Raw genomic sequence first — 26,523 nt, 5'->3', positions numbered from 1 at the left:
CCGAGCCTGCGCTCAGGCCCAGTTTCAGCACGAAACCACGGCCTCACCGCAGGGTCGATGCCCTCCCCGCAGCCTCGATGCCCTCACCGCAGGGTCGATGCCCTCCCCGCAGACTCGGTGCCGCCACCGCAGGCTCGATGCCCTCACCGCAGGCTCGACGCCGCCAGCGCAGGCTCGACGCGCGCCAAACCCACGGTGGGAACCCACCCGCCCCACCTACCACAGGAACCCCAGAACCGACGGCCCCAATAACCCGCTAGGCGACGCCGGGGTCGGAGGTCTGCTCCGGCGCGGCGGCCACGTCGTCGATCTGGTACTGGCGGGCGGCCGCGATCGCCACCGACGGGTCGATCTCGCCGTCGCGGGCCAGCGCCTCCAGCACCGCCACCACCACCGATTCGGCGTCGGTGTTGAAGTAGCGCCGCGCCGCCGGGCGGGTGTCGGAGAAGCCGAACCCGTCGGTGCCCAGCGTGACGTAGGTGCCCGGCACCCACGGCCGGATCTGCTCGGGCACCGCTCGCATCCAGTCCGACACCGCGATCACCGGCCCGCGCGCGTCGGCCAACGCCTGCGTCACGTACGGCACCCCGGCCGGGCGGTCCGGGTGGCGCAGCTGGTCGCGTTCGATGGCCAGCCCGTCGCGGTTGAGCTCACCCCAGCTGGTCACCGACCACACGTCGGCGGCCACGTCCCAGTCGGCGGCCAGCAGCTCGGCGGCCCGCAACGCCTCGGGCATCGCCACCCCGGAGGCCAACAGCTGGGCGGTGCTGGTGCGACGCTCGGACGCCGTGCGGTAGCGGTAGATGCCGCGCAGCAGCCCCTCCACGTCGAGGTTGTCCGGCTCGGCCGGCTGCACGTAGGGCTCGTTGTAGATGGTCAGGTAGAAGAACACGTTTTCCGGGTTCTCGCCGTACATCCGGGCCAGCCCGCTTTCGATGATGTGCGCGATCTCGTAGGCGAACGCCGGATCGTAGGTGACCACCGCCGGATTCGTGGACGCCAGCAGCAGCGAATGGCCGTCGGCGTGCTGCAGACCCTCCCCGGTCAAGGTGGTGCGCCCGGCGGTGGCGCCCAGCAAGAAGCCGCGGGCCATCTGGTCGCCGGCCGCCCACAGGCCGTCGCCGGTGCGCTGGAATCCGAACATCGAATAGAAGATGTAGAGCGGGATCATCGGCACGTTGTGGGTGGCATACGAGGTGCCCACCGCCGTGAAGCAGGCCGTCGACCCGGCCTCGTTGATGCCCTCGTGCAGGATCTGGCCGACTTCGCTTTCCTTGTAGGCCAGCATCAGTTCGGCGTCCACCGAGGTGTACAGCTGCCCGTTGCGGTTGTAGATCTTCAGCGACGGGAACCACGAGTCCATCCCGAAGGTGCGGGCCTCGTCGGGAATGATCGGTACCAGCCGCGGGCCGATTTCCTTGTCCCGCAACAGTTCCTTGAAGATCCGCACGGTGGCCATGGTGGTGGCCACCTCCTGGTGGCCCGAGCCCTTCTTCACCGCGGCGTAGGCGTCGCGGCCGGGCAGGGTCAGTGCCTTGGACTTGGTGCGACGCTCCGGCACGAAACCGCCCAGGGTGCGACGGCGGTCGAGCAGGTAGCGGATCTCCGGCGCGTCCGGGCCGGGGTGGTAGTACGGCGGCAGGTACGGGTCGTCGTCCAACTGCTTGTCGGAGACCGGGATTCGCATGGAATCCCGGAAGTCCTTGAGGTCTTGCAACCGGAACTTCTTCATCTGGTGGGTGGCGTTGCGGCCGGCGAAGTAGGAGCCCAGCCCGTAGCCCTTGATGGTCTTGGCCAGGATCACCGTCGGCTGACCCTTGTGCTCGATGGCCGCTCGGTAGGCCGCGTACAGCTTGCGGTAGTCGTGGCCGCCGCGCTTGAGGTTCCAGATCTGTTGATCGGACAGGTCGGCGACCAGCGCCTTGGTGCGCGGGTCGCGGCCGAAGAAGTGGTCGCGCACGTAGCCGCCGTCGTTGGCCTTATAGGTCTGGTAGTCCCCGTCGGGGGTGACGTTCATCAGGTTGACCAGCGCGCCGTCCTTGTCGGCGTGCAGCAGCGCATCCCACTCCCGGCCCCACACCACCTTGATGACGTTCCAGCCGGCACCGCGGAAGAACGATTCCAGCTCCTGGATGATCTTGCCGTTGCCGCGCACCGGGCCGTCCAGGCGCTGCAGGTTGCAGTTGATCACGAAGGTCAGGTTGTCCAGCGCGTCCAGCGCCGCGACGTGCGCCAGCCCGCGGCTTTCCGGCTCGTCCATCTCGCCGTCGCCCAGGAAACACCACACATGCTGATCGGAGGTGTCCTTGATGCCGCGGTCGTGCAGGTAGTGGTTGAACCGGGCCTGGTAGATGGCGTTCATCGGGCCCAGGCCCATCGACACCGTCGGGAACTCCCAGAAGTCGGGCATCAGCCGCGGGTGCGGGTAGGACGGCAGCCCGCCGCCGGGGTGGGAATGCTCCTGACGGAACCCGTCGAGCTGGTCGGCGGACAGCCGGCCCTCCAGAAAGGCCCGGGCGTAGATGCCGGGGGAGGCGTGGCCCTGGATGAACACTTGGTCGCCGCCGCCGGGATGCGATTTGCCGCGGAAGAAGTGGTTGAACCCGACCTCATACAGCGACGACGACGACGCGTAGGTCGAGATGTGGCCGCCCACGCCCACCCCGGGGCGCTGCGCGCGGTGCACCATGATGGCCGCGTTCCAGCGGATCCAGGCCCGGTACCGTCGTTCGACGTCCTCGTCGCCGGGGAACCACGGTTCCAGCTCGGTGGGGATGGTGTTGACGTAGTCGGTGGACGTCAACGCCGGGATCGCCACCCGCTGCTCGCCGGCGCGTTCCAGCAGCCGCAACATCAGGTAGCGGGCCCGCGCCGGACCCGACCGCTCCCGCAGTTCGTCGAAGGACTCCAGCCATTCGGCGGTTTCTTCGGGGTCGATGTCGGGCAGATACGAGGCGACGCCCTCGCGGATCACCCGAACCCGGTCGGATTCACTTGCGCTGCTTGAGTTTTTCGCCAGATCGTGGCGCTCGAACTCGGTGGTCAACTTCCGCTCCTTGGTAGGCGGTTCACTTGTCGGCAACGGCTTGTCGGCTTGTGGCCGAAGGAATGCTGTTGCTGTCTGACATCGTCCCCTATCGGCGCGATCGGCCGCGCCGCGGGGCCGCGCCCGCAGACAAAATTTGGCCCACCCGGCCGAACGGGGCCCGCTACCCGGTAACGTCTCAGCTTGTGCTGATCGGAGGGCGTACCGCAGTGCGAGGTGGATCGGGGGATTCCGCGTCTGGGTCACCAGTTCGGTTCCGGTGGTCGCGTCGGCGCGGCGCCCTGGCGCTCGGCTCGGTCGCGGCGCTGGCGATGGGCATCGTCGGCTGCACCAGCATCATCACCGGGACGGCGACGGTGGACACCTCGGCCGCCCCCGCGTATCGCACGTCGGTCTCCAAGTCGCTGTCGGCCTCGGCCGCGACATCCAGCAGCCGCGAGTCGCAGCGCCAGCAGTCGTTGACCACCCAGGCGATCAGCGGCGCCTGCGGGACGTTTCGGACCACCAGCGAGGACGCCGTCGCCGCGACGAACAACTGGGTCGACGCCTACAACAAGGGCGGGGACACCGGCGGCACGTCGGGGCCGGCGGTGGACGCGCTCAACCGCAGCGCCGACGCGGTCGCCGGTGCCATCACCGACGCGATGCCGCAGGGCATGCGCGACACGTTCAATTCCTACATCGCCGCGGCCCGGTCGGTGGCCGACGCGATCGCCACCCACGCGGCGATCTCGGTGTATAACTCGCGCAAAGATCAGCTGAACCAAATCAAAGGTCAGGGGTTCGAGCAATGCCGCCCGTTTCCTTGAGCCCGGGACGTGCGCGGGTTGTGCAACGATAATGCCGATCACACGATGTGTTGACGGTTGAAGGAGGAGGTCCCACGGTGGTGGCGGCGGATGACGCCCCGAACTACGCCCGCAAGCTGGGCATCGGCAAAGAGCAGGTCGTCCAGGAGTGGGGCTGGGACGAGGACACCGACGACGACATCCGCGCCGACGTCGAGGACGCCTGCGGCAGTGAGCTGCTCGACGAGGACACCGACGAGGTGGTCGACGTGGTGCTGCTGTGGTGGCGCGACGGCGACGGCGACCTGGTGGACACCCTGATGGACGCCATCGCGGCGCTGGCCGACGACGGGGTGATCTGGGTGTTGACCCCCAAGACCGGTCGGCCCGGGCACGTGCAGCCCGCCGAGATCGCCGAGGCGGCGCCCACCGCGGGCCTGATGCCCACGTCGTCGGTCAACCTCGGCGATTGGAGCGCCAGCCGACTGGTGCAGCCCAAGGCGCGGGCGGGCAAGCGCTGATGCTGACCGTCGGAACCGAGGCCCCCGACTTCACCCTGCGCGACCAGAATCAGCAGCCCGTCACGCTGTCGGACTACCGCGGCGACAAGAACGTGCTGGTGGTGTTCTTCCCGTTGGCGTTCACCGGGATCTGCCAGGGCGAGCTGGACCAGCTGCGGGATCACCTGCCCGACTACGAGAACGACGACAGCGTCGCGCTGGCGATTTCGGTGGGACCGCCCCCGACGCACAAGATCTGGGCGACCGAGAGCGGGTTTTTGTTCCCGGTGCTGTCGGATTTCTGGCCGCACGGCGCGGTCAGCCAGGCCTACGGGGTGTTCAACGACGACACCGGGTTCTCCAACCGCGGCACCTTCGTGATCGACCGGTCCGGGGTGATCCGGTTCGCCGAGATGAAGCAGCCCGGCGAGGCCCGCGACCAAAAGCTGTGGCTCAACGCCCTCGCCGCCCTGCAGGCGTGAGGGTCGCCTTATTGCGCGAGCGTGCGTGTCCCCGGCCGACACGCCGTGGGAAATCCCGTTTCTGCGCACGCTCGTCGCGGCCCGGCGACGGTTTGGGCGCTAGGCTCCCAGCCGGGTAGCCTGCCCCAGGCAGGGCGCGTAGCTCAGTGGTAGAGCTCTGGTTTTACACACCAGCGGTCGGCGGTTCGATACCGTCCGCGCCCACCAGTGTTATTGCAGCTCAGAGGCATTAACGGCACGCAGGCGACGCGGTGGTGCGGGCTCCGTGCCCACACCGTGCCCACAAGTTACAGATAACGCCGCATCAATGGCGTGACCTACAGCGTCGATATCCGAGTCGTACAGGTGCCCGTAGCGGTCCAAGGTGAGGCCCGCCGAGGCATGGCCCAACATGTTCTGCAACGCCTTGATGTTGGCGCCGGCCCGGATCGCCAGCGACGCGGCCGTGTGGCGAAGTTCGTGGATCTTGAAGTCGGTCGGCAGCCCGGCATCGGCCAGTGTGCGAGCCCACCAACGGCGGCGAACGTTACTGGCCCGCATCCACCCGCCGGCCGAATCGGGGAACACCAGATCATCGGCAGCGCCCGGCGTGAGCATCCTGGCGACGGTCGCCGGTAGCGCCACGGTGCGCTCCTTGCCGTTCTTCGGTGATCCGACGACCGCCTTGCCGGCGACGAACGTCACCGACCGACACACCCGCAGCCGCAGCCCGTCGGTATCCACATCGCGCCACCGAAGCTCCGCGGCCTCACCGAACCTCAACCCGGTGGTGCCCAGGACGTACACCAACGCCCTGTGCTCACCCGCGGCCAGGGCGGCACGGTGCAGCTCGGCGGCGCTCAGGTACCGCTGCTCGATCATCTTGACCGTGGGTAGTTCGATGCCCTCCACCACGTTCACCGCGAGCCGATTGTCAGCGACCGCGGCCGCGAGCACCTGGCGCAGCAACCCGGTTGCCTTGTGCACCGATGACGCCGCAGCGCCGCCGGCCACCAGATCGGCCACCAGGGCGCGGACCATCGGCCGGGTGATGTCACCGATCGCCACGTCGCGGAAGCGGGCCAGCGCCACGTCCAGGGTGACCTCGTAGCGCGCCCTGGTCGACGGCTTGAGATTGTGCTTGGCGTCCAGCCACTCGCGGGCCAGATCGCCGAACTTCACCCGACCATCAGCCGGTGCCACATACGCACCGCGGCGTTTGTCGACCTCGAGTTGCTCGGCGAACGCCTGGGCGTCGCGCTTCGTTCGGAACCCGCGCTTATCGGTCTGCCGGCGGTCCGGCGTGCGGTAGCGGACACGCCAACGTGTTGCCCCGCTTGCTGTTTCGTACCTACTGATCGTTGCCATTGCCAGGCTCAAGCAGACTGTTGAACCACTCTTCTTGCTGTCGCTCGTGATCGAACTGGATGCGGGCCATCTGCTGCATCCAGTCGGGTAGCGCCCTGGCCAGGAACGCAACCCGCGTCATGTTCACACCGCCGGCCTGCGCCGGCAGAGCGTCGCGAGCACTCAGCCACGCGAACAACGCAGCCGCCGGAAGGTCACCATCGAACCCGGTGATATCCACCAGCTCATCCGGGGCCGAAGCACGCGGCATCAACAGCGTGATCGGTGAAACACCAAGCGCCACAGCGAGAGCAACCAAATCGTCGGCGTCTACGCGGCGTTCGTAAGTCTCAAGTTTGCGTAGCCCGAGAGGCGGTATAGGGCGGCCGATGGACTTGAGGCGTTCCGCGAGTTCGGTGAACGGCAAGCCGTCACGTAGCCGCTTGATGTTGTCGGCCGCGGTGATCCCGGTAATGCCAAGTGGGTTCTTCTTCCGGGCCTGATCGTCTGCCGCCATGGCACCGAGCGTAAGCGATGGAAACCATCGTTTCAACTGTCGTCTTGACACTTCACAAGGCGGTGTGCATCATCATCGTTGTAAGGATTGAAACCATCGTTGCGGAGATGGAGGTGAGACAGGTGTCCGATTTACCCGAGGTGATGACGGCCAAGCAGTTGGCCGCGTTCCTGCACATCAGCGAAGCGTCGCTGGCCCAAGATCGCTACCTGCGGCGCGGGGTGCCGTTCGTGAAGGTCGGCAACAAGCGCGTTCGCTACATGCGTGAGGACGTTCTGAACTACCTGGCGGCCAACCGATCAGGCGGCGCTGCCTGATGAACCGCCCCCAGGAATCCCACGCCGACCTCGGCCTGGTCGACGACGACAACACTGAGGACTTACGCAAAACGGCCCCCGTTGACCCGGTGTTACCAGCACCGGCGGGGACCGCTGCGAACCAACCACTCACCAGAAAGAAGGTTCAACCGTGACTGTAGATCACAACGCAGACGTTGCACACCCCGACCAGCGCGCCGAGTGCCGCTATTGCACGGTGCCTACCGAGGACGGCGCCGATGTGTGCGCGTTCTGCCGGACTTACACCCCGCCCCCGACCAACGCCGAGGCCGACAGGCTGATTGCTAGCGCCTACAGCCATACGCAGGCGGCCGCCGACGACGCGGGCAACGCGCTCGACATCCTGCCCGAGGACGCGCCATTGCTGGCCGTCGTCGACCTGGTGACCGCGATCGCCCACATGAAGGCGGCCCGCAGGTGCCTCGACAAGGCCGGTGCAGGGTTCGGGGCCGCGCAGGTGGTGCGGCGATGAGCGCAGCCCGGCCGCTGACGTTGGTCAAAGACACCGGATCCAGCGGCAGCGAACCGCCACTGTTGGAGCGCTACCAGATATGGATGCAGGGCCGCGGGCTGTCGGCCCGCAGCATCGGCGACACAATGGGCACCCTACGGCGCCTTGAGCGCGTCGCCGGCCGGCCCGCTCACCTGGTGACCGCCTTGGCCGTCTCGCGGTTCCTGGGAGCCGAGAACCTCGGTCCGCGTGCCCGCTACACCTACTTCGGGCATCTGCGCGGGTTCTACCGCTGGCTTGCTGACAACGGGCACGGCCCGGACGCCATGGCCACCCTGCCGCGGCCCCGCATGCCCAGGTGCACGCCGAGGCCGATCACCACCGAGCAGCTTCAGGCACTGCTGGCGCTGCCACTGCGACGCAAGACCCGCGCCATGGTGATGTTGGCCGCGCTGGCCGGGCTGCGCGCTCACGAAATCGCCAAGGTGAAGGGCCAAGACGTCGACCGGGATGCCCGCACCCTGTACGTGATCGGCAAAGGCGGACACGGCGCGTCCATCCCGCTGCACCCGCAACTCGTCGAGGTCGCGCGGGCGATGCCGGCGCGCGGCTGGTGGTTCCCGGCGAACTCAACACGACCAGGCCAGCACATCCGTTCCAACTGCGTCGTCATGACGATCAGCGATGCCTGCAAACGTGCCGGCATCGCTGCCGGGACCGCGCACCGGCTGCGGCACTGGTATGGCACGCATCTTGTTGCGGCCGGCGCGGACCTGCGGACCGTCCAAACGTTGCTGCGGCACGAAAACCTCACCAGCACCGCCATTTACACCCAAGTCACCGATGAGCGCCGCATCGAGGCGATTAATCGGCTAGACCCGTTCGGCGACGGCATAACCGAGGCGAGCCGATGAGCGCGCCCAGCTCTCAGCAAGTCGCATGGTGGCCTGTGCACGAGTTCATCACGGCGTTGGTCGACCAGGCCAACAGCCTGCCGGCGGCCGGCACGCCGGCGTGGTGCGCGCTGGCCGACAGCGACCCACGGAAACTGCTGGCGCTGGCCGCAGCCGGCGAGCATCACGTACTGCGCATGGAGGTAGCGCAGACGGCTATGGCCGATGCCGGCGCTGCGATCAGCGCAGCCGAGAACTGGGCCACTGTCGCCCGCAGCCACCTACGCCGCGCTCATGCCGAACGCAGCGGCGCCTACATTCCCAGGAGGACAGCTTGACCGCCGTTGAGTTCTGGTCGTCCCGGCCGATCCTGGCCCACCTTCACCAGTTCGCCCAGGCCCGACGCCGCTGCCCCTGGGCGGTGCTCGGCGTGGCGATGGTCCGCGCCGCCGGCATCATCCCGCCGGCAACTGGCCTACCCCCGCACGTCGGCGGCCGGGCCAGCCTCAACCTGTTCGTGGCCCTGACCGGTCCATCCGGTGCGGGCAAGGGCACCAGCGAGTCGGCAGCCCGAGACGCCATCTTGTTCCGCTGGCACCACGGCGATCCTGTCGAGCTGCCGGAGTTCCCGATCGGCTCTGGTGAGGGCATCGCGCGCACCTTCATGCCGCCGGCCACCGGTAAGGGCAAAGACGAGACCGACGCCCAGGCCGAGCAGATCACCACCGCCATGTTCTCGGTTCCCGAGGTCGACACCGCGGCCGGCCTGTTCTCCCGGTCAGGGTCCACGCTGGAAAGCGAACTGCGCAAGGTGTTCTCCGGTGAACAACTCGGCTTCACCAACGCCCAGGCCCACACCCGCACGCGGGTACCGGCCCACAGCTACCGGTGCGGCCTGATCGTCGGTGTTCAGCCCGGCCGGGCCGGCGCCCTGCTCGACGGCGCTGACGGTGGCACCCCGCAACGGTTCGTGTGGCTGCCCGTGCTCGACGCGGACATGCCCGACGAACGCCCCGACGAACCCGCGCCGGTCACGATCACTCAGCCGCGGTTCTCCGGTGACCTCGTGGTGCCCGACGTTGCGCGCGACGCGATCGACGCTCACCAGCTCGCCATGCACCGCGGCACGGTCGACCCCCTCGACGGACACCGGCTGTTGGTCAGGCTCAAGGTCGCCGCCGCGCTGATGGTTCTCGACGGCCGCGACGAGGCCCCGACGATCAACGACGAGGACTGGCACCTGGCCGGCGTCGTCATGGCGATGTCGGACCACACCCGCGCATGGGTTCAGCGTGAGCGCACCGAAGCAGCCCGACGCAGCAACCGCGGCCGCGCTCTAGCAACCGCCGAGCGTGACGAGGTCGTGTCCGACCGCAAACTACAGCGAGCCAAGCAGGCCATCGTGCGATGGCTCAACAAGCGCGGTGAACTTGCCCGCCGCGACCTGCTTGCGCGGGTCAAGGCTGATATCCGCGACTACTTCGACACCGCCGTTGCGGAGTTAGCTGAAGATGGTCAGATTGTCGTGATTGAGGTCGCCAACGGCACGCGGTATCAACTCACAGCCGAAGGTACAGCGGTACCGGAGGTACAGCCCCCAAATCCGCAGGTCAACGACGCTGTACCCGAGTACAGCGCTGTACCACCCGCTACCGTGACTGATTTGGATTCTCGCAGGTCGCCGGAAACCGAGCGACCGAAGCTCTCATGCGCTAAGTGGTTCGACAACCACATTGCGGAACTGCGCGCAGCCGGACACACCACCGCAGAATCGTTTGCTGTGTTCGCCGCGGGGGAGGCCGCCGGATACAACCGGCAGAACCTCGCCACGGCCGCGAACAACCACCCCGACGTCCGCGTCGCCGGCCGCAGGAACAAGGGCACAACATGGTCCATCGACCCCACGCAGCAAATCGACTACAAGCCGGTGCACGAATGGGTAGACGACTACCTGGCAACGCTTCCCGCCGACACCACAGAGATCGACCGCGGCCACTTCCGGGCCGCCGGCCAGCAGCGCGGCTACACCTGGGAGAACCTGCGCAAGGCGATCCGCCAGCATCCCCGCGTCGACCCGCAGCCCGTCCGCGGCCAACGAGAAAGCGCGTGGATTCTGCTGCCGCAGGACGTGGCATCATGACCCAGCTCGATCGCCTCCTGGCCGCCATTGGCGTGGCGCCCGCGTTGCCCGGTGCCCGATGCAGGGGCCGGCATCGGCTCTTCGACGGCCGCGGCAGCGACGAGGCTCCCGAGGTCGCAGAACAGCGGCACGCCCAGGCCATCGGCCTATGCCAGCGCTGCCCGTCGATCGACCCATGCCGGGCGTGGCTCGAATCACTGCCACCGCGACGCAGGCCAGCCGGTGTCGTCGCCGGCCAACTCACCCAACCCCGGCCAGTCGGCCGGCCGCCCAAGGTGGTCGGCAGATGAGGCTGCGACCGAACAACTGCCACGCCAAGGTGTTCGTGCGTCCCGGCCGCCAGTACCGGCCGATCACCCTCGGGTTAGGCCCAGGAGTGAATTACGAGATGACCGCCGACGAAGCGCGGCAACTGGCCCTGGACCTGGCCGACGCCATCGAAGCACACCGAACCGGAGAACAACCCGCCAAACCTGGCCAGTTGGCCAGCCAACCGAAAGGACACAACCCGATGGACAAGTCGCTCAAGGACTACGCCGACCACGTACACGGCGATTACCGCCGAGCCGCCGCATGCGTCGCCCATTTCGCCCGCGGCGACGGCGACGGAGTATTCGCCGTCATCTCCGACGCCGGCGCCCACAACCGAAAGATCGAACTCATCCTCGCCATCCTCGGCCTGTACCAGCTCGTGGTCCCGCAGATCACCGACGACGACGTGATCGCCCGCATTCAGCAGCTCGCCGCTAAATGGGCTGCCGACGAAGACAACGAGAACGCCACCAACTGAAAGGAATCGCCATGTCCGACAACAACACTCAAGACAGCGCCGCAGACGCACCACGCCCGGTCGACCCGGCCGCAAAGGGTCGCGTTTCAAACGCGACCCTTGACGACGCCGAACCGACCGCCGAGGACTACGCCGCCGCTGAACGGGTGCTGACCGCCGACACCAACACGGCCGACGCCGAAACTGATGACGGTGACGACCAGGGCGACATCGGCAAGGTCCGACGTGAAGCCGCCAAGCTGCGCACCCGCGCCAAAACCGCCGAGGCCGAGCGCGACCAGGCCAACGAACTGCTGGCCCGCACACGGCAATCCATCGTGGACGATGCGCTCACCACGGCCGGCGTCGACCCGCGCCTGTTGACCGCGGCCGGCCACAGCATCGAATCGTTCATCGACGCCGACACCGGCCTGATCGACCGCGACCAGCTGGCCGAGGCCATCGAAGCGGTGCGCGACGAGTTCAAGCTGCCGCGCGGCTTCACCCCCAACCGTTCGCAAGGTGCGGGCGGCCAACCACCACCGCCGGCCAAACCGTCGCTGGCAGACGCATTCCGTCAGCAGTAGCCGCTACACTGACCGTCGCAGGGTGCCAGCGGCCCGGAGCCGCCCACCCCGCGACGATCAGCACCCCGGCGTGCACCCGCGCAACCCGCCCGGAGCGGACGCGAATCCCACAGATACCGCACGCCCGTGAAAGGTGCACACCATGACCACGATCACCACCAAGACCGCCGAATACCCCTGGCGGCCAGATGTTTCCGTATTCGAACCCGCCGACGTTCTGCCCCAGGCCGCGATCCTGCAATTCTCCACCGTGTCCGGCCGCATCGAGGGTGACCAGCCCGCGCTGCGCGTGGCCTACGTGGTCGACGATGACGCCGCGTTCGTCGACGAAGGCGCCACCATCGACGAGTCGAACCCCGACCTCAACGAAGCTGTCGTCTACACCCGTAAGTTCGCCCAGCTGGTCCGGCTGTCGCGGGAGCAGTACAGCCAGAACATGACCCCCGAACAGCTCGCGGCGTCGGTCGCCCGTGCCATGACCGCCAAGGCCGACAACGCATTCCTGGCCCAGGCCGCGCCCGTCAGCCCGGCCGTTGCACCGGTCGCCGGGCTGGTCAACGCGACCGGCATCGAATCCAAGACCGACGTGGCAACCAACCTCGACGCCCTGATCGACCTCGAGGCCACCGTCCGAAACAACGGCGCCCACCTGGAAACCAGCGCATGGGTCATGTCGCCGGACTGCTGGGCTGGACTGCGCAAGCTCAAGCAGGGCACCGCGTCCAACGTGTCCATCCTGGGCGCCGGCACCGAACAGGCCCAACCGCTGCTGCTGTCCATCCCGGTCTACGTCAACGCCCAGATGCCCACGCTGACCGGCCTGCTCATCGACCGGACCGCCGTCATCAGCGCCGTCTCACAGCTCACTGTCGCCGTGTCGGATCAGCAGTACTTCAACAGCGACAGCATCGCTGTCCGCGCCACCATGCGCACCGGCCACGCGCTGCCACGGCCCAACCGCATCGGCAAGTTCACGCTCGACGACGGCAGCTAACCGAGACCTCGCCGCCGGTCTGCCTGCTGTATCGGTGGCGACGCGGGCCGGCGTGCGCCGTCGACTCCTGGGCGCAGCGCACCCGGCCCGCAACCCACCGGTGGCAGGGGTGTCCATCTGGCGTGCACCCTTCACGGTCGTCAGCCAGGCGCGCGCCTGCGGAGGGTACGGGCTAACCCTCCCCCTGGTGGCCCTCGCCCGGAGTGCCTTAGCACCTGCCCGGCAGCCAGCACCCGCCGAAACGTCGAACCCACGAGCCGCTACCAGCGCTCACCGAACCTAGGAGCGAAATCGTGACCGACCAGCAGAAACCGCCGCCCGGCCTGGGCACCGCTGGCCGCCGGCTGTGGCGGCAGGTGACCGCAGAAGCCACCGAGGACGGCCTTGAACTTGACTCTCGTGAGCGGATTTGGCTGCATTCCGCCGCGAAATTGACCGATCGCGTGGTCGCCCTAGAGGCCGCGATGGCTGACGCCGAGCTCGTCGTGAAGGGCTACAACGGGCAGCCGGTGGCCCATCCGCTGCTGACCGAGATTCGCCAGCACCACCTGCTGATCTGCCAGACGCTGGCGCGGCTGAAGGTGGACACCGCCGAGCCGGCGGCCGGGGTGCTCGGTGTCGTCGGCGGCAGCCGGCAACGGGCCGCGGCCAATAGGCGCTGGCGGGGGCCGGGCGCATGAAGCGCGTCCAGCGCGCTGACGGGCTGCGGCAACTGCTGCTGTCCGACCGCCAGCACGACCTTAAGCGGTGGCCCACTGGGCAGCCGGACCCGTTCGCCGAGGCACTGTGCGCCGGTGCTCCGGTGGCGGTGTCGGCGGCGCAGCTGATGCGCGCTCTGATGCACGCTGGGCTGCCACACGAGCAGTTCTGCTACGGCCGTAGCGACTACGGCAAGACGTTCGTGCTCGACGAGCGCGATCAGCTCACCGAGCACAACGGAGGTTGAACGATGGACCTACCGCTGACCCATCCCGACCGCTACGGGTGGCGGTTCTGGCGCCCGTTTCTACGGGGTGACGACCTGCCGGCATTGCCCGGTGATCGGATCGCACTGTAGCGGGTTGGTGGTCCAGCCGCCGTAGGTGCCGGGCACGTCCCAGGTGTTCAGGCCGGGCCCGTTGTAGGGCGGGGTGCCTTCACAGTTCCAGTCACCTTCGAACAGGCACCGCGGCGCGGCCTGGGCAACGGGCGCCACGGCGACGCCGACACCGATCGCGGCCACACTCACCAACGCTGCCACCACACCCCGCACGATCCGACCCATGCTCACCACCTCCACGCCCGGTATATCGCTGAGCACCGACACGTCGTTTCGGGGGAGGCGCTGCACCGCTGCCCACTCCATGCCCACAACATGCCCACAGTTACAGATAACTTGGGTGAACTACACTGATGTAGTTCAGCAGTTCAGATACCGCGCTGGGGTATCTACCGGCCCCTGGAAACGCCTTTACACACCAGCGGTCGGCGGTTCGATACCGTCCGCGCCCACTTCAACCTCGATGGCGAGCACGGCGGCCTCGACCGGCTTGGTTCGGTACCGCCGCCCGCCGCTCCCCACCACGAACCGGATCTGCTGCGACGACGGATCGACCCGCTCGGTCAGCGTCCGCACCGTGTCCAGATCGGTGAGGAAGGTGCGGGTTTCGCCGGCCGGCACCTCGCACGGCGCCGGCACCGGGCTCAACTCCCCGGACCCGACCGGCTGCACCGAGGCGCCCGACGGGTCGGCGCGCACCGCCCACTGCGCGACCCGCAACGGCGCCCGGCCGGCGTTGGTGACCTCGACGCCGACCACCAGCTGCCCGGGCAGTTCGGTGGCCGCATCCACCATGGCCGTGACGGTCTGCGCGTTGATCTGCCCGCCGAAATACACGCCCGACGCGCTGCGCACCCCGATCGCCGGCGCCAGCTTGGGCCGCGGGTTCTGCACAAGAAACCCCACGATGTGCCAGGTCAGCGAGGACACGGCCAACACCGTGCCGATGATGCCCAGGACCAGGCCGGCGACGCTCACGGCGTGTCAGCGTAACGCGACTCCCGGTGGCTGGCGATCCAGCGCCGGCTGCCGGCCAGCACCGCGGCGTGCACCGCCCGCGCGATCCGGGCCCCGAACACCGAACGCGGCCCACCGTAGGGTTCGACCGCCCCCGCCGTGGGGCAGTGCACGACGACGGCGTCGGACGCGGTTCCGGTGGCGCGCACCCCGGCCTCGTGCAACGCCTGAACTTTCGCTTCGGTGGCGGTGGCCACCGCGTTGACCAGCGCCGCCTCCGACAGCCGCACCGGCACCGCCACCACGATGTTGATCGTGCCCACCGGGTAGTCGACGGCCCGATAGTCGGGCAACGCGGCGCCGGACGGCAGCTCCCGCCGGAAATGCCCGTCGGGGGCGGCCGCCCAGGCCGGGCTGGACAGCCCGACGGTCGCGGCGGCCCGCACCCCGCCGTCGCCGGCCAGGTGATGACGGGTGACGTCGACCGCGGTGAGCAGCCCGGCGCCACGACCGGGTAGGCCCAGCGCGGCGCCGATCTCAGCCAGGTGGCGGTCCGGGTCGTGCCGGTCGTAGTCCAGCGGCACCGTCGCGTTGACCACCCAGTCCCGCGCGCCGATGCCGCCGCCCAGCGGGCCCGACGAGATGCAGTGCCGCGGCTCGGCGAAACGCCAGACCAGCACCGGCAGCCGGCGGGCGCGTTCGGTCCGCGCGGTCACGATGGGGTCCATGCCGCGCCGTCTACACCACCCGCCGGCCGCGCCGGGCCCGGAACCGCATGTCCCACAGGTAGGCCCGGTAACCCAGGATCCAGGCCTGGTGCGGGATCAGCCGGTCGGCCAGCCGCAACGCGGTCAGCAACCATTCGAAGCGGCGCTGCTGGGCGGCCGACCAGTCCAGCTGCATCAGCGCGCGGAACTGCGGGGTCAAAAACCCGGTGGTGGCGAACAGGTTGAAACCGCCCGCCAGCCGCAGCGGCCACGGCAGGAACACCATCGACGCCACCCCGCGCAGATGCGCGCGCACCGGCGGGTCGATGCGCAGCTCGTCGAGCATGCGTTTCCAGTACTCGTCGAACGCCACCCGGTCCGCCGGCCACATGTCGTCGCGCACCTGCAGCGTGGTGCCCAGCCGTTTGGCGTCGGCGTACACGGCGTCGGCGGCGGCGTCGTCGAGCGGACCGTGCAGGAACTCGTGCTGGTCGACGAAATACCGGTACAGGCAGGCCGCCACCCACAGCTGCAGCCTGGGGTCGAAGGCGTTGTAGGACACCGGACTTGACGGGGTGGAACGCACCTGCCGGTGCGCGGTGTCCACCGCGGCGCGAAACAGCGCCCGGTCGGCGTCGGTGCCGATGGTCGCCACCGCCAGGTAGGTGCCGGTGGTGCGGGCCCGTTTGAACGGATGCTGGTAGACGTTGCCGCTGTCCACCCGGCTTTCGGCCACCCCGTAGCCGACCCCGGGCAACGCCAGCTGCATGATCACGTTGGCCGCCGGCAGCAACGCCGCCGCGGGGTTCAGCAGGTCGACCACCCGGGTGGCGGGCCGCTTCATCGGGGCTGCTCCATGAATGCGAGTATGCCGGAGTGGTGAGGCCGACGCGGGGCACTCGGGCGCTCGGCGTGCTGGCCGGCTACCTGGCCGACCTCGCCTGCGGCGACCCGGCCCGCGGCCACCCGGTCGCCGGATTCGGCGCCGCGGCCGCGGCCTTGGAGAACCTCAGCTACCGCGACACCCGGCTGGCCGGCGCGGTGCACACCGGTGTGCTGGTCGCCGCGGTGGGTGCGCTCGGCGCGTTGGCGCAGCGCGGCGCGACCCGGGCCGGTCCGCTGGGCGCGGCGGCCGCCACCGGCGCGGCGACCTGGGTGGTGCTGGGCGGCAGCTCGCTGACCCGCACCGGGGCGCAGATGGCGCAGCTGTTGGGCCGCGACGACCTGCAGGGAGCCCGGGCGCTGCTGCCGTCGCTGTGCGGCCGCGACCCGGCGGCGCTGGACCACACCGGACTGGTTCGGGCGGCGCTGGAATCGGTGGCGGAGAACACCTCCGACGCGCAGGTGGCGCCGCTGCTGTGGGCGTCGGTCGGCGGGCGCGGCCTGGGCCTCGGCGGCGCTGCGTTCGGCCCGGCGGGCGCGGACCTCGGAGAACACGAAGTAGCCCAACCCCAGCGGCGCGATGATCCCGAACGCGATCCACTGAATGCCGTAGGACAGGAACGGTCCGGAGTCCAGGTGTGGCAGCCCGATCACCCCCAGCCCGCCGGGCTGGTCGTCGACCAGCTGCAGATAGGACCCGGCCAGCGGCACCCCGGTCAGCGCGGCCACCTGCTCGACGCTGATCGAATACACCTGGGTGAAGCCGTCGGCGAGCAGCGGGTCCTTGCCGGGCGCCTCGGCGTCGCGCAGCCGCGCGGTGATGCTCACCGTCCCGGTCGGCGGCGGCGGGATCGGCGGCACCCGCGAACCCTGCTCGGGCCGTACGTAGCCGCGGTTGACCAGCACCGTCGGGCCGTGGTCGACGGCGAACGGGGCCAGCACCTTAAACGCCGGGTTGCCGTCGACCGGCTGCAGCCGCACCAGCACCTGCTTGTCCGCCAGGTAGTGCCCGACGGCGGTGACCCGTTGCCACTGCGCGTCCGGCGCCGACGAATCCTGGTGCGGCAGCAGTGATGTCAGCGGCACCGGGTCGGCGGTCAGGGAGTGCTCGATCTGGCTGTTCTCCCGGGAGGTCCGGGTGTTCTTGCCCAGCTGCCACGGCGCCAGCACGGTGAAACACAGGTAGGCGAAGGCGGCCACCACCACGGCCAGGGCCAGCCAGCCCGGCCGCAGCAGAAAAGCCCAGCGCCGCATCAGTGTTGCCCGTTGCTCAATCGGTCATCGACCCAGGCGTGCAGCCCGGGCAGCGCGGCGTCGATGACGGTGTAAGTGTCTTCGAAGTCGGCCTGGTCGCCGTAGTAGGGGTCCTCCACGTCGAGGGCATGCGCGCCGGAGCGGGGATCGAAGGACCGCAGCATCCGAATCCGATCGGGGTCCACACCCAACTGGTGCAGCAGCCGAACGTGGTTGCGGCCCAGCGCGATCACCAGGTCGGCGTCCAGGTGGTCGGCGCCGACCTGCGCGGCTCGGTGTTCGGTGGGGTAGCCGTGGGCGCGCAGCACCCGGTTGGCGCGCTCGTCGGCGCCGCTGCCGACATGCCAGTCGCCGGTGCCCGCGCTGGTGACCCGCACCGCGTCGCCCAGCCCGCGTTGCGCGATCTGGGCGGCGAACATCTTCTCCGCCATCGGCGAGCGGCAGATGTTGCCGGTGCACACGAAGGTGATGTGCAACTTGGGGTCAGACACCGCGCGGCGACGATGCAGGCCCGGCAGGGCCTGAGGAGGAGTCGGGCGTTCAGACACCGAGCACCTCCCGCAGTTCGGCGACGGTCGCGACCCGTGCCACGTCGGCGTCGTCGGCGAAATCGGACTGCCCGTAGCCCCAGCCGACCACCACCGTGTCGATGCCGTGGCTGGCGGCGCCGGCCACGTCGTGGGCGCGGTCACCGACCATCAGCACCCGCTGCGGCAGCGGGGCCAGCTGGGCCAGCGCGTGGGCCAGCACGTCGGCCTTGGCCGCGCGGGCCCCGTCGACGCTGGCCCCGGCGATGACCTCGAAATGGTCGTCGAGCCCGAAGTGGGCCAGGACGCGCCGCGCGGTCGGCTCGGCTTTGGAGGTGGCCACCGCCAGCCGCACCCCGGCCGCCCGCAGATCGGCCAGCAGCGGCGCGATCCCGTCGAACACGCTGTTCATCGCCCAGCCGCGGCTGGTGTAGTCGGCCCGGTAGGCGGCGACCGCGGCCTCGGTGCGCTCACCCAAACCCATCGCGGCGAGGGTGTGGTGCATCGGCGGGCCGACCAGGGTGGCGGCCAGGTCCCCGTCGGGCACCGCGGCGCCGACGTGCTGCAGGGCGTGGCGGAAGCTGGCCACGATCCCTTGTGCCGAGTCGGTCAAGGTGCCGTCCAGGTCGAAGATCACCAGCTGGGGGCGGGTGTCGGGGAGCGCGCGCGTCACGGCCCCATTGTCCCCGACGCGGCGGCGCGCGGTGTCGCGGTGCCGTCCTCATGTCACCGGCGCTCGGTCTGGCACGTGTGCACCGGAATGGCTGGGGTGTGCCGTTGCGTCCGCCTCTGAGCGACAACGCACCGATGTCAGACCCGCGTGCGACGGTCTGAGGACGAATTGCAGGGACCTGAAGCGGACCGGGCACAAAGTGAATGAGCGCAGTCAATCGGCGCAAGCGGACGGACCCCGTCGTTACCCGACGGTCGGCGGTGACGGCGGGGACGTGCCATTCACGCCGGACAATGCGCCCAAAGTCACCGATGCGCAACTAGCGCACATCCTCGTAGGGAAGCCCAAGAAGAACGGCTGGAGCGGCGGACACGGCTTCGGTGCGGGTAAGGGCAAATCGGAGTTTCCCGAGTCCTGGGACCGGACGAAGATCAGGGACGCGATCGACCAGGTTCTCGTTCAACCAGCCGAGATAATCCGAAAGGGCTCGACGTTGTATTTTCGCGCTTCCGTCGACGGGTTGCCCCTGGCGGTACGGGTGAAGGGGCGTGTCCATGGTCGGGTGCAGGTATGGACCGCGTATCCGGATTTGCCAATAGAATAGCGGCTATGACTGACCACGAGCTTGCCGAGCAGCTACTCGCTGTGGTCAATCCCAGTGGTGACGATGTGCTTGAGGGCGCAATCCGCGCTGGCGAGGATGCCGCTGCGATTATCGACCTTGTGGAGCAGGCCGCGATCCGACGGGTCCGTTTGTCACAGGTACTCGTGGACGCGGTTGCCGATTTTGCTGATGACGCAGCTCTGGATCGCGACGATATTGCTGCCATCCGCGAGGACTTGGCCAAGTTACGCGCCGCAAACTCCGTCTTGCGGTAACGCGTGCTCGGGTGCGCCAACTGGTAGAGCGGCCGTACTTAAAATCCGGTGGCTGTGGGTTCGAGTCCCTCCCTGAGCACCTGCTGGGGTAGGCAAATTGGTAAAGCCGCGCGCCTCAAAAGCGCGTGTATGTGGGTTCGAATCCCACCCTCAGCACCACAACTTCCGGCGTTGATCAGCGTTGAGCACATCGACACATCCGTCACGCGACAACAATCCGTCGGCACTGCGTTGGCCCGGTCGGTAGGCAGGATGTCGAGACGGTGGCGTGAAGGCTGTCCCGGTGCCACGCCGCCTTCCAAGGCGACCACCGGCGCAGGCAAGGAATGGAGCTTATCCCGATGTGCCCACCTGCGCCGTTGCACCGCGCACTAGGGTTTGACGGGTGGCGAGTCTGGATCCGAGCGGGCCGATCCCGCGGGCGGCGGCGCGCTACCACGGTGATCAGGCCGCTGAACCCGGCATGCTGGACTTCGCCGTCAACGTCCGCCACCGGCGACCGCCGGACTGGCTGCTGGCCGCGCTGGCGGCCCGGCTGCCGGACCTGGCCCGCTATCCCAGCGGGGACGACGAGCGGGCCGCCGCGCAGGCGGTCGCCGACCGGCACGGGCGGACCCGCGACGAGGTGGCGCTGCTGGCCGGGGCCAGCGAGGGGTTCGCGCTGCTGCCCAACCTGGGTGTGAGGCTGGCGGCGCTGATCGCGCCGTCGTTCACCGAACCGGAGGCCGCGCTGACCGCGGCCGGGGTGCCGCTCCGCCACGTGGTGCTGCCGCCGCCGTTTGCGCTGCCCGACGCGGCGGTGCCCGACGACGCCGACCTGGTGGTGGTCGGCAACCCGACCAATCCCACCGGGGTGCTGCACCGCCGCGAGCAGATCCTGGCGCTGCGCCGCACGGGGCGGCTCCTGGTGGTCGATGAGGCGTTCGCCGACGCGGTGCCCGGCGAGCCGGAGTCGCTGGCCGACGCGTCACTGCCCGATGTGGTGGTGCTGCGCAGCCTGACCAAGACCTGGTCGCTGGCCGGGCTGCGGGTCGGCTATGCGCTGGGCGCCCCCGAGGTGCTGGCCCGGTTGACCGCACGGCGGGCGCACTGGCCGCTGGGCACCTTGCAGCTGGCGGCGATCGCCGCCTGTTGCGCGTCGGCGGCGGTGGCCCAGGCCGCCGCCGACGCGGACCGGCTGGCGGCGCTGCGCGCGCAGCTGGTGGCCGGCCTGCAAGCGGTGGGGGTCGAGGTGGTCGAGGGCCGTGCACCGTTTGTGCTGTGCCGGGTCCCGGACGCCGAGCTGATGCGAAAACACCTGCACGCTAAGGAGATTGCGGTGCGCCGCTGTGACACGTTCATCGGCCTGGACGGGCAGTATCTGCGGGTGGCGGTGCGCCCCGAGTGGCCGGTGCTGGTGGACGCCATCGCGGAGGCGCTGTGAGCATCCGGCTGACCGAGGTGATCGGGGTGCTGGAGGCGGCCTACCCGCCGGGGCTGGCGCAGCCGTGGGATTCGGTCGGGCTGGTGTGCGGGGACCCCGACGAGCCGGTGGACTCGGTGACCGTCGCGGTGGACGCCACCGCGGCGGTGGTCGACGAGGTGCCCGAACGCGGCCTGCTGCTGGCCCATCATCCGCTGCTGCTGCGCGGCGTGGACACCGTCGCCACCAGCACCCCCAAGGGGGCGCTGGTGCACCGGCTGATCCGGTCCGGGCGTGCGCTCTTCACCGCCCACACCAACGCCGACTCGGCGCGCCCCGGGGTGTCCGACGCGCTGGCCGCCGCGCTGGGCCTGACCGTGCAGGCGGTGCTGGAGCCGCGGCCGGCCACCCCCGATCAGGACAAGTGGGTGATCTACGTGCCGGTCGAGCACGCCGACGCGGTGCGGGCCGCGGTGTTCGCCGCCGGCGCCGGGCACATCGGCGACTATGCGCAGTGCAGCTGGAGCGTCACCGGCGTCGGGCAGTTCCTGCCCGGTGACGCGGCATCCCCGGCGATCGGGCGGCGCGGCGCCGTCGAGCGGGTGACCGAGGACCGGGTGGAGGTGGTCGCGCCGGCGGCGGCGCGCGCGGCGGTGTTGGCGGCGCTGCGGGCCGCGCATCCCTACGAGGAGCCGGCCTTCGACGTCTTCGCGCTGCAGCCCCCGCCCGCCGACGTCGGGTTGGGCCGCGTCGGCGCCCTGCCGCGGCCCGAGCCGCTGCGCGACTTCGTCGCCCGGGTGGCCGCCGGGCTGCCGGCCACCGCGTGGGGGGTGCGCGCCGCCGGCGACCCGGACCGGCCGGTGTCGCGGGTGGCGGTGTGCGGCGGCGCCGGTGATTCGCTGCTGGCCGCCGCGGCCGGCGCCGACGTGCAGGCCTACGTGACCGCCGACCTGCGTCACCACCCGGCCGACGAGCACCGCCGGGCCTCGCCGGTAGCGTTGGTGGACGTCGCGCACTGGGCCAGCGAGTACCCGTGGTGCCACCAGGCGGCGGAGGTGCTGCGCGCCGAGTTCGGCGCAGCGCTTCCGGTGCGGGTGTCCACCATCCGTACCGATCCGTGGAATCTGGAGGGCAGCCATGAAAGCTGAAGTGGCACAACAACGGTCACTGCTCGATCTGGCGGAGCTGGACGCGGAGCTGTCCCGGCTGGCGCACCGCGCCGCGCACCTGGCCGAGCAGCAGGACTTCGAGCGGATCCAGGCCGAGCACCTGGCCGCCAGCGACCGGCTGGGGGCGGTGCGGATCGCGTTGGAGGACTTGGACACCCAGGTGTCGCGGTTCGAGTCGGAGATCGACGCGGTGCGGCAGCGGGAGAACCGGGACACCGCGCTGCTGGAATCGGGGGCCACCAACGCCAAGCAGCTGTCGGATCTGCAGCACGAGCTGGAGACACTGCGCCGCCGCCAAGGCGCGCTGGAGGACTCGCTGCTGGAGGTGATGGAGCGTCGCGAAGAGCTGCAGGATCGGCAGGCCGCCGAGCTGGCGACCGTCGACGGGCTGCAGGTTGAACTGACCGCCGCGCAGCAGGCCCGCGACACCGCGGCGGCCGAGATCGAAGCGACCCGCGGCCAGCGGCTGGCGCGCCGCGACGAGCTGACCGCCGCGCTGGACGCCGAGTTGGTTGCGCTCTACGAGCGGCAGCGCGCCGCCGGCGGCCCGGGCGCCGGCCCGCTGCAAGGGCAGCGGTGTGGGGCCTGCCGGATCGAGATCGACCGGGGTGAGCTGGCCCGGATCTCGGCGGCCGCCGACGACGACGTGCTGCGCTGCCCGGAATGCGGCGCGATCCTGTTGCGGGTCAAGGGGTCCGGCCGGTGAAGGTGATCGTCGAGGCCGACGGCGGGTCGCGGGGCAACCCGGGGCCGGCCGGGTACGGGTCGGTGGTGTGGTCCGCCGACCGGGCCACGGTGCTGGCCGAAAGCAAGCAGGCGATCGGCCGGGCCACCAACAACGTCGCCGAATACCGGGGGCTGATCGCGGGTCTGGCCGAGGCCGCGCGGCTGGGCGCCACCGAGGTCGCGGTGTCGATGGACTCCAAGCTGGTCGTCGAGCAGATGTCGGGCCGCTGGAAGGTCAAACACCCCGACCTGGTGACGCTGCACGCCCAGGCGCGGGAGCTGGCCGCGACGTTCGAGCAGATCAGCTACCGCTGGATTCCGCGGGAACGCAACTCCTACGCCGACCGGTTGGCCAACGAGGCGATGGACGCCGCCGCCGAGGTCGCCGAGCCGACCGCGGCCGCGAAAAAGCCGCCCAGCCCCGCCGCGCCGGGCTGGACCGGCGCGCAGGGCACCCCGACCCGGCTGCTGCTGTTGCGGCACGGGCAGACCGAGTTGTCGGTGCAGCGGCGCTATTCCGGACGCGGCAACCCGGAGCTGACCGAGCTGGGGTGGCGGCAGGCCGACGCGGCGGCCCGGTATTTGGCGCAGCGCGGCGGCATCGCGGCGGTGATCAGTTCCCCGCTGCAGCGCTGCTACGACACCGCGACGGCGGCGGCCAAGGCGCTGAGCCTGGACGTAGCCGTCGACGAGGATCTGACCGAGACCGATTTCGGCGCCTGGGAGGGGTTGACGTTCGCCGAGGCCGCGCAGCGGGATCCGGAGCTGCATCAGCGCTGGCTGCGCGACACCGCCACCACGCCGCCGGGCGGGGAGAGCTTCGATGCCGTGCAGCGCCGGGTGCGGCGGGCCCGCAACCGGATCATCACCGACCACGGCGGGGCCACGGTGCTGGTGGTGTCGCACGTGACCCCGATCAAGACGGTGCTGCGGCTGGCGTTGGACGCCGGGCCGGGCATCTTGTACCGGCTGCACCTGGATTTGGCGTCGCTGAGCATCGCCGAGTTCTACCCGGACGGGGGATCGTCGGTGCGGCTGGTGAACCAGACCGCCTACCTGTAGCCGCGCCCGGGGGTTGAGTGTGCATCGCCGGCGGTGTTTCGCATTGGCTGTGCATCCAGGGCGGCCATACCGGGGGCCGGGCCGCCCTAGCTGCACAGTCAACGCCCAGGATGCACAGTCAGTCGTGTAGGTGCAGGCGTTCCCCGTGCGCGCCGAAGATCACGATGGCCTCCGCGGCGGCGCCGACGGCGCCGAACCAGTGCGGCGTCCAGGTGGAAAACTCCACCGCCTCCCCGGGCTGGATGAGGAAATCCTTGTCGCCCAGCACCAGCCGCAGCCGGCCGGACAGCAGGTACAGCCACTCCTGGCCTTCGTGCACGGGCAGCTCGTCGGGGCGCCGGCGCCGGGCGCTGATCCGGATCTTGAAGGCGTGCAACCCGCCGGCGGGGCCGTGCCGGGTCAGCGGCCAGTAGGTGATGCCGTGATGGGTGTGCGCGGTGCCGCGGACCCGCGGGTCAAGTTGGTCCGGTGCGCGCAACAGGTCGTCGGTGCTGACCGACAGCGCCTCGGCCAGCCGGGGCAGATGGTCTAACGCCAAGCGCCGCTTGCCCGATTCGAGGCGGCTCAACGTCGACACGTCGATGCGAGCGCGGCCGGCGACGTCCTCCAGGGTCAGGCCCTGCTGGGTGCGTAACTCGCGCAGCCGCCGCCGCACCCGCTGATCGACCCCGTCGTCCGCGGTTTTTGCCTGCATAGCAAAAAAGCTTGCCAGTCTTGCGGGGGCGGCGGCAAGCTCGGGAACATGACCGAGCCTCTACAGGATGCCCGCGAATTCTGGGAACAGTTCTACGCCGAGAACGAACGGGTGTGGAGCGGACGGGCCAACGCCCGGCTGGTCGAGGTCGCCTCCGCGCTGTCGCTCGGCCGCGCACTGGACTTGGGTTGCGGGGAGGGCGGCGACGCCGTCTGGTTGGCCGAGCAGGGCTGGCGGGTGCTCGCCGTCGATGTCTCGACCCGGGCGCTTGACCGGGCGCGCGCCGTCGCAACCGAGCGGAACGTGGTTGCGCGCATCGACTTTGCGTGCCACGACCTGTCCGACAGCTTCCCGGATGGGCGCTTCGATCTGGTGTCGGCGCAGTTCCTGCATTCCACGGCGCGACTGGACCGCGCGACGGTGTTACGCCGGGCCGCCGACGCGGTGGCGGTGGGCGGCACGCTGCTGATCGTCGATCACGCGGCCGCGCCGCCCTGGGCCGGCGACCACGCCCGTGATCACGAATTCCCCACCATCGAGGGCGTGTTGGCGGCGTTGCGGCTGGACGATGCGCACTGGACTCGGCTGCGGGCCGAACGCGCCGACCGCCGGGCCGTCGGACCCGACGGGCAGGTTGGGACGTTGGCCGACAACGTGTTCGTGTTGCGGCGCACCGGGTGATCACGCCGCGTCGTGGAAGATCAGCCCCAGCGTGTAGCGCTCGCCGGAACGCACCGTGGACACCCCGTGGCGCACCGCGGCGGCCGACCAGCCGCGCCGCGACCGCACCGGGCGGTCCCGGGTGGTGAACAGGTAGCCGTGGCCGTGCGGGATCTGGGTGGCGGTGCCGCGGGATTGGGCGCGGGCCCGCTGCTCGACCAGCAGGAACTCGCCGCCGGTGTAGTCGGTGTCCGGCTCGCTCAGGTTGATCACCACCTGCAGCGGAAACACCAACTCGCCGTAGAGGTCTCGGTGCAGCGCATTCCAGTCGCCGGCGCCGTAGTGCAGCATCAGGGCGGTGGACTTGCGCTGGCCGGCGGCGTGGCAGTGGGCCAGCCAGTCCTCGAGGCTGTCCGGCCACGGGGCGTCGCGGCCCAGCTTGGCCCACCAGTCCCGGGCGATGGTGAGCAGCCGCGGATACAGCGCCCGTTTGAGCTGATCGATCGGATCCGGGTTCGGCGCGGCGAAATACCGGTACTGCCCGGCGCCGTAGCGGTGCCGCTCCATGTCCACCGTGGCCCGGAACTTGGTGTCGTCGGTATAGAGCCGGCGCAGCCGCGCCGACTCGGTGGCGGTGAGCAGCCGGGGCAGTAGCGCCCCGCCGTGCGCGCCGATATCGGCGGCGATGGTGTCCCAGTCGCCGGCCTCGACGCGCTGCTGCCACCGGGTCACGGCGTTAGGAGCGCAGCGGCCGGCCGTACTGGTCGCGCACCGAACCGGTGAAGATCATGATGGCGTCGACCAGCGCCCAGATACCCAGGCCGGCCCACACCAGGACGCCGATGCCGAAGGCGAACATCAACAGGAAGCCGAGGAACCAGGTGATCAACTGGCCGGCGGCGACCGCATTCGAGCCCAGGTAGAACCGGCCCGCGCCGAACCCGCCCAGGAACAGTTGCAGCAGGCCCGCGGTGACCTTGGACTTGTCCGACAGCGGCTCGCCGCTGACCGGGTCGCGTCCGTAGGGGGCGTTGGGGTCGACCGGGGCACCGTAGTAGGGC

The 26,523-nt window shown here is 69.8% G+C and carries 32 protein-coding genes, 3 tRNA genes and 3 pseudogenes; 24 read left to right on the top strand and 14 right to left on the bottom strand.

All coding sequences use genetic code 11. The features are described from left to right. Nucleotides 1-256: 256 nt before the first annotated feature. Nucleotides 257-3,046: a pyruvate dehydrogenase (acetyl-transferring), homodimeric type gene (aceE, locus tag BKN37_RS12800; protein WP_071026322.1), complete on the bottom strand. Its 2,790-nt coding sequence runs from the start codon at nt 3,044-3,046 to the stop codon at nt 257-259. 185 nt (nt 3,047-3,231) lie between these two features. On the opposite strand from aceE, the gene BKN37_RS12795 reads away from it, so the two are divergent. From BKN37_RS12795 to BKN37_RS12780, 4 genes are all read left to right on the top strand, one after another. Beyond that, nucleotides 3,232-3,855 carry a hypothetical protein gene (locus BKN37_RS12795; RefSeq protein ID WP_423212783.1) on the top strand — a complete coding sequence of 208 codons (624 nt, stop codon included), beginning with the start codon at nt 3,232-3,234 and terminating at the stop codon, nt 3,853-3,855. Nucleotides 3,856-3,932: 77 nt separating this feature from the next. Beyond that, the gene (locus BKN37_RS12790; RefSeq protein WP_071026317.1) at nt 3,933-4,355 is read left to right on the top strand and encodes a DUF3052 domain-containing protein; all 423 of its coding nucleotides are present in this window, start codon (nt 3,933-3,935) and stop codon (nt 4,353-4,355) included. Further along, the gene (locus BKN37_RS12785; RefSeq protein ID WP_071026315.1) at nt 4,355-4,816 is read left to right on the top strand and encodes a peroxiredoxin; all 462 of its coding nucleotides are present in this window, start codon (nt 4,355-4,357) and stop codon (nt 4,814-4,816) included. Before BKN37_RS12790 ends, BKN37_RS12785 begins: the two co-directional genes overlap by 1 nt. A gap of 132 nt (nt 4,817-4,948) precedes the next feature. Continuing rightward, a tRNA-Val gene (locus tag BKN37_RS12780) sits at nt 4,949-5,023 on the top strand. A gap of 3 nt (nt 5,024-5,026) precedes the next feature. Here BKN37_RS12780 and BKN37_RS12775 read toward each other — a convergent pair. From BKN37_RS12775 to BKN37_RS29550, 3 genes and pseudogenes are all read right to left on the bottom strand, one after another. Then, the gene (locus tag BKN37_RS12775; RefSeq protein ID WP_242657231.1) at nt 5,027-5,998 is read right to left on the bottom strand and encodes a tyrosine-type recombinase/integrase; all 972 of its coding nucleotides are present in this window, start codon (nt 5,996-5,998) and stop codon (nt 5,027-5,029) included. A gap of 33 nt (nt 5,999-6,031) precedes the next feature. Then, a pseudogene (locus tag BKN37_RS30375) lies at nt 6,032-6,163 on the bottom strand (Arm DNA-binding domain-containing protein); the annotation flags it as partial. After that, nucleotides 6,147-6,659: a helix-turn-helix domain-containing protein gene (locus BKN37_RS29550; RefSeq protein ID WP_071026311.1), complete on the bottom strand. Its 513-nt coding sequence runs from the start codon at nt 6,657-6,659 to the stop codon at nt 6,147-6,149. The pseudogene BKN37_RS30375 and the gene BKN37_RS29550, both read right to left, overlap by 17 nt. 17 nt (nt 6,660-6,676) lie before the next feature. Here BKN37_RS29550 and BKN37_RS12765 point away from each other — a divergent pair, with 17 nt between their 5' ends. The 10 genes from BKN37_RS12765 to BKN37_RS12720 all read left to right on the top strand — a co-directional run bounded on the left by BKN37_RS12765 (nt 6,677) and on the right by BKN37_RS12720 (nt 13,777). Further along, nucleotides 6,677-6,976 (top strand): helix-turn-helix transcriptional regulator, encoded by a 300-nt coding sequence (locus BKN37_RS12765; RefSeq protein ID WP_318276429.1) that lies wholly within the window; start codon nt 6,677-6,679, stop codon nt 6,974-6,976. Between the two features lie 151 nt (nt 6,977-7,127). Next, the gene (locus tag BKN37_RS12760) at nt 7,128-7,469 is read left to right on the top strand and encodes a hypothetical protein (RefSeq protein WP_131823580.1); all 342 of its coding nucleotides are present in this window, start codon (nt 7,128-7,130) and stop codon (nt 7,467-7,469) included. After that, nucleotides 7,466-8,362, top strand: coding sequence for a tyrosine-type recombinase/integrase (locus tag BKN37_RS12755; protein WP_242657230.1), 897 nt, complete (start codon nt 7,466-7,468; stop codon nt 8,360-8,362). The genes BKN37_RS12760 and BKN37_RS12755 overlap by 4 nt, the downstream gene beginning before the upstream one ends. A gap of 35 nt (nt 8,363-8,397) precedes the next feature. Then, the gene (locus BKN37_RS12750) at nt 8,398-8,679 is read left to right on the top strand and encodes a DUF2742 domain-containing protein (protein WP_242657228.1); all 282 of its coding nucleotides are present in this window, start codon (nt 8,398-8,400) and stop codon (nt 8,677-8,679) included. A 92-nt stretch (nt 8,680-8,771) separates the two neighbouring features. Then, on the top strand, nt 8,772-10,481 hold the full coding sequence (locus BKN37_RS29545) for a helix-turn-helix domain-containing protein (protein WP_207547239.1): 1,710 nt from the start codon (nt 8,772-8,774) through the stop codon (nt 10,479-10,481). Between the two features lie 286 nt (nt 10,482-10,767). Next, a complete protein-coding gene (locus BKN37_RS12740) occupies nt 10,768-11,271 on the top strand; it encodes a hypothetical protein (RefSeq protein ID WP_131823579.1) in 504 nt (167 codons plus the stop codon). An 11-nt stretch (nt 11,272-11,282) separates the two neighbouring features. Continuing rightward, on the top strand, nt 11,283-11,837 hold the full coding sequence (locus BKN37_RS12735) for a hypothetical protein (RefSeq protein WP_071026300.1): 555 nt from the start codon (nt 11,283-11,285) through the stop codon (nt 11,835-11,837). Nucleotides 11,838-11,979: 142 nt separating this feature from the next. Beyond that, complete coding sequence (locus tag BKN37_RS12730) at nt 11,980-12,831, top strand: phage major capsid protein (RefSeq protein ID WP_071026326.1); 852 nt, start codon at nt 11,980-11,982, stop codon at nt 12,829-12,831. Between the two features lie 293 nt (nt 12,832-13,124). Continuing rightward, nucleotides 13,125-13,511, top strand: coding sequence for a hypothetical protein (locus BKN37_RS12725; RefSeq protein WP_071026298.1), 387 nt, complete (start codon nt 13,125-13,127; stop codon nt 13,509-13,511). Further along, the gene (locus BKN37_RS12720) at nt 13,508-13,777 is read left to right on the top strand and encodes a hypothetical protein (protein WP_071026296.1); all 270 of its coding nucleotides are present in this window, start codon (nt 13,508-13,510) and stop codon (nt 13,775-13,777) included. Before BKN37_RS12725 ends, BKN37_RS12720 begins: the two co-directional genes overlap by 4 nt. 60 nt (nt 13,778-13,837) lie before the next feature. Here BKN37_RS12720 and BKN37_RS12715 read toward each other — a convergent pair whose 3' ends face one another. The 4 genes from BKN37_RS12715 to BKN37_RS12700 all read right to left on the bottom strand — a co-directional run bounded on the left by BKN37_RS12715 (nt 13,838) and on the right by BKN37_RS12700 (nt 16,378). Beyond that, complete coding sequence (locus BKN37_RS12715; protein WP_131823578.1) at nt 13,838-14,176, bottom strand: hypothetical protein; 339 nt, start codon at nt 14,174-14,176, stop codon at nt 13,838-13,840. Between the two features lie 105 nt (nt 14,177-14,281). Next, on the bottom strand, nt 14,282-14,848 hold the full coding sequence (locus BKN37_RS12710) for a hypothetical protein (protein ID WP_071026294.1): 567 nt from the start codon (nt 14,846-14,848) through the stop codon (nt 14,282-14,284). Further along, nucleotides 14,845-15,555 carry an adenosylcobinamide amidohydrolase gene (locus tag BKN37_RS12705; RefSeq protein ID WP_071026292.1) on the bottom strand — a complete coding sequence of 237 codons (711 nt, stop codon included), beginning with the start codon at nt 15,553-15,555 and terminating at the stop codon, nt 14,845-14,847. The genes BKN37_RS12710 and BKN37_RS12705 overlap by 4 nt, the downstream gene beginning before the upstream one ends. A gap of 10 nt (nt 15,556-15,565) precedes the next feature. Beyond that, nucleotides 15,566-16,378, bottom strand: coding sequence for an oxygenase MpaB family protein (locus tag BKN37_RS12700; RefSeq protein ID WP_071026290.1), 813 nt, complete (start codon nt 16,376-16,378; stop codon nt 15,566-15,568). Between the two features lie 32 nt (nt 16,379-16,410). On the opposite strand from BKN37_RS12700, the pseudogene BKN37_RS29885 reads away from it, so the two are divergent. Next, nucleotides 16,411-16,911: pseudogene (locus tag BKN37_RS29885) on the top strand (cobalamin biosynthesis protein); the annotation flags it as partial. On the opposite strand, the pseudogene BKN37_RS29880 reads toward BKN37_RS29885, so the two are convergent. From BKN37_RS29880 to BKN37_RS12685, 3 genes and pseudogenes are all read right to left on the bottom strand, one after another. Next, nucleotides 16,906-17,670 (bottom strand): annotated as a pseudogene (locus tag BKN37_RS29880) (SURF1 family cytochrome oxidase biogenesis protein); the annotation flags it as partial. The pseudogenes BKN37_RS29885 and BKN37_RS29880 sit on opposite strands and share 6 nt — an antisense overlap. After that, nucleotides 17,670-18,161, bottom strand: a complete 492-nt coding sequence (locus tag BKN37_RS12690) for a low molecular weight protein-tyrosine-phosphatase (protein ID WP_071026288.1) — start codon at nt 18,159-18,161, stop codon at nt 17,670-17,672. The pseudogene BKN37_RS29880 and the gene BKN37_RS12690, both read right to left, overlap by 1 nt. Nucleotides 18,162-18,210: 49 nt before the next feature. Next, nucleotides 18,211-18,870, bottom strand: coding sequence for an HAD-IA family hydrolase (locus BKN37_RS12685; protein ID WP_071026286.1), 660 nt, complete (start codon nt 18,868-18,870; stop codon nt 18,211-18,213). A gap of 274 nt (nt 18,871-19,144) precedes the next feature. Here BKN37_RS12685 and BKN37_RS29170 point away from each other — a divergent pair, with 274 nt between their 5' ends. The 8 genes from BKN37_RS29170 (at nt 19,145) to BKN37_RS12650 (ending at nt 24,108) form a co-directional block, all read left to right on the top strand. Further along, entirely contained in the window at nt 19,145-19,474 is a 330-nt protein-coding gene (locus BKN37_RS29170; protein ID WP_158260343.1) for an EndoU domain-containing protein, read from the top strand. Between the two features lie 5 nt (nt 19,475-19,479). After that, nucleotides 19,480-19,749, top strand: coding sequence for a hypothetical protein (locus BKN37_RS12680; RefSeq protein ID WP_071026283.1), 270 nt, complete (start codon nt 19,480-19,482; stop codon nt 19,747-19,749). 5 nt (nt 19,750-19,754) lie between these two features. Further along, a tRNA-Leu gene (locus BKN37_RS12675) sits at nt 19,755-19,828 on the top strand. Between the two features lie 3 nt (nt 19,829-19,831). Continuing rightward, nucleotides 19,832-19,908: transfer RNA gene (locus tag BKN37_RS12670), tRNA-Leu, on the top strand. 226 nt (nt 19,909-20,134) lie between these two features. Then, nucleotides 20,135-21,172 (top strand): Rv2231c family histidinol phosphate aminotransferase CobC, encoded by a 1,038-nt coding sequence (cobC, locus tag BKN37_RS12665; RefSeq protein WP_071026282.1) that lies wholly within the window; start codon nt 20,135-20,137, stop codon nt 21,170-21,172. Continuing rightward, on the top strand, nt 21,169-22,299 hold the full coding sequence (locus BKN37_RS12660; RefSeq protein ID WP_071026280.1) for a Nif3-like dinuclear metal center hexameric protein: 1,131 nt from the start codon (nt 21,169-21,171) through the stop codon (nt 22,297-22,299). Before cobC ends, BKN37_RS12660 begins: the two co-directional genes overlap by 4 nt. Then, the gene (locus BKN37_RS12655) at nt 22,289-23,026 is read left to right on the top strand and encodes a zinc ribbon domain-containing protein (RefSeq protein ID WP_071026278.1); all 738 of its coding nucleotides are present in this window, start codon (nt 22,289-22,291) and stop codon (nt 23,024-23,026) included. Before BKN37_RS12660 ends, BKN37_RS12655 begins: the two co-directional genes overlap by 11 nt. After that, nucleotides 23,023-24,108: a bifunctional RNase H/acid phosphatase gene (locus BKN37_RS12650; RefSeq protein ID WP_071026276.1), complete on the top strand. Its 1,086-nt coding sequence runs from the start codon at nt 23,023-23,025 to the stop codon at nt 24,106-24,108. Before BKN37_RS12655 ends, BKN37_RS12650 begins: the two co-directional genes overlap by 4 nt. A gap of 118 nt (nt 24,109-24,226) precedes the next feature. On the opposite strand, the gene BKN37_RS12645 is transcribed toward BKN37_RS12650, so the two are convergent. Beyond that, nucleotides 24,227-24,802 (bottom strand): helix-turn-helix domain-containing protein, encoded by a 576-nt coding sequence (locus BKN37_RS12645; protein WP_071026274.1) that lies wholly within the window; start codon nt 24,800-24,802, stop codon nt 24,227-24,229. A gap of 48 nt (nt 24,803-24,850) precedes the next feature. Here BKN37_RS12645 and BKN37_RS12640 point away from each other — a divergent pair, with 48 nt between their 5' ends. Beyond that, entirely contained in the window at nt 24,851-25,483 is a 633-nt protein-coding gene (locus BKN37_RS12640; protein WP_071026272.1) for a class I SAM-dependent methyltransferase, read from the top strand. On the opposite strand, the gene BKN37_RS12635 is transcribed toward BKN37_RS12640, so the two are convergent. Together BKN37_RS12635 and BKN37_RS12630 are read right to left on the bottom strand one after the other, a co-directional pair. Next, nucleotides 25,484-26,194: a 2OG-Fe(II) oxygenase gene (locus BKN37_RS12635; RefSeq protein WP_071026270.1), complete on the bottom strand. Its 711-nt coding sequence runs from the start codon at nt 26,192-26,194 to the stop codon at nt 25,484-25,486. Between the two features lie 4 nt (nt 26,195-26,198). Next, a partial coding sequence (locus BKN37_RS12630; protein WP_071026268.1) for a TM2 domain-containing protein occupies nt 26,199-26,523 on the bottom strand: 325 nt, incomplete at its 5' end.

Origin of the sequence: Mycobacterium talmoniae, assembly GCF_001854525.1 — a bacterium.
GTDB lineage: Bacteria > Actinomycetota > Actinomycetes > Mycobacteriales > Mycobacteriaceae > Mycobacterium > Mycobacterium talmoniae.
Note: the sequence above shows the minus strand (reverse complement) of the source record. Positions and strands in the feature narration are given on the sequence as shown.

Bases quoted from the DNA above. Each gene is read 5' to 3' on its own strand.
- BKN37_RS12785 (WP_071026315.1), top strand. From the start codon at position 4,355: ATGCTGACCGTCGGAACCGAGGCCCCCGACTTCACCCTGCGCGACCAG.
- BKN37_RS29550 (WP_071026311.1), bottom strand. From the start codon at position 6,659: ATGGCGGCAGACGATCAGGCCCGGAAGAAGAACCCACTTGGCATTACC.
- BKN37_RS12765 (WP_318276429.1), top strand. From the start codon at position 6,677: ATGGAAACCATCGTTTCAACTGTCGTCTTGACACTTCACAAGGCGGTG.
- BKN37_RS12755 (WP_242657230.1), top strand. From the start codon at position 7,466: ATGAGCGCAGCCCGGCCGCTGACGTTGGTCAAAGACACCGGATCCAGC.
- BKN37_RS12740 (WP_131823579.1), top strand. From the start codon at position 10,768: ATGAGGCTGCGACCGAACAACTGCCACGCCAAGGTGTTCGTGCGTCCC.
- BKN37_RS12735 (WP_071026300.1), top strand. From the start codon at position 11,283: ATGTCCGACAACAACACTCAAGACAGCGCCGCAGACGCACCACGCCCG.
- BKN37_RS12730 (WP_071026326.1), top strand. From the start codon at position 11,980: ATGACCACGATCACCACCAAGACCGCCGAATACCCCTGGCGGCCAGAT.
- BKN37_RS12720 (WP_071026296.1), top strand. From the start codon at position 13,508: ATGAAGCGCGTCCAGCGCGCTGACGGGCTGCGGCAACTGCTGCTGTCC.
- BKN37_RS12715 (WP_131823578.1), bottom strand. From the start codon at position 14,176: ATGGAGTGGGCAGCGGTGCAGCGCCTCCCCCGAAACGACGTGTCGGTG.
- BKN37_RS12705 (WP_071026292.1), bottom strand. From the start codon at position 15,555: ATGGACCCCATCGTGACCGCGCGGACCGAACGCGCCCGCCGGCTGCCG.
- BKN37_RS12700 (WP_071026290.1), bottom strand. From the start codon at position 16,378: ATGAAGCGGCCCGCCACCCGGGTGGTCGACCTGCTGAACCCCGCGGCG.
- BKN37_RS12680 (WP_071026283.1), top strand. From the start codon at position 19,480: ATGACTGACCACGAGCTTGCCGAGCAGCTACTCGCTGTGGTCAATCCC.
- BKN37_RS12655 (WP_071026278.1), top strand. From the start codon at position 22,289: ATGAAAGCTGAAGTGGCACAACAACGGTCACTGCTCGATCTGGCGGAG.
- BKN37_RS12645 (WP_071026274.1), bottom strand. From the start codon at position 24,802: ATGCAGGCAAAAACCGCGGACGACGGGGTCGATCAGCGGGTGCGGCGG.
- BKN37_RS12640 (WP_071026272.1), top strand. From the start codon at position 24,851: ATGACCGAGCCTCTACAGGATGCCCGCGAATTCTGGGAACAGTTCTAC.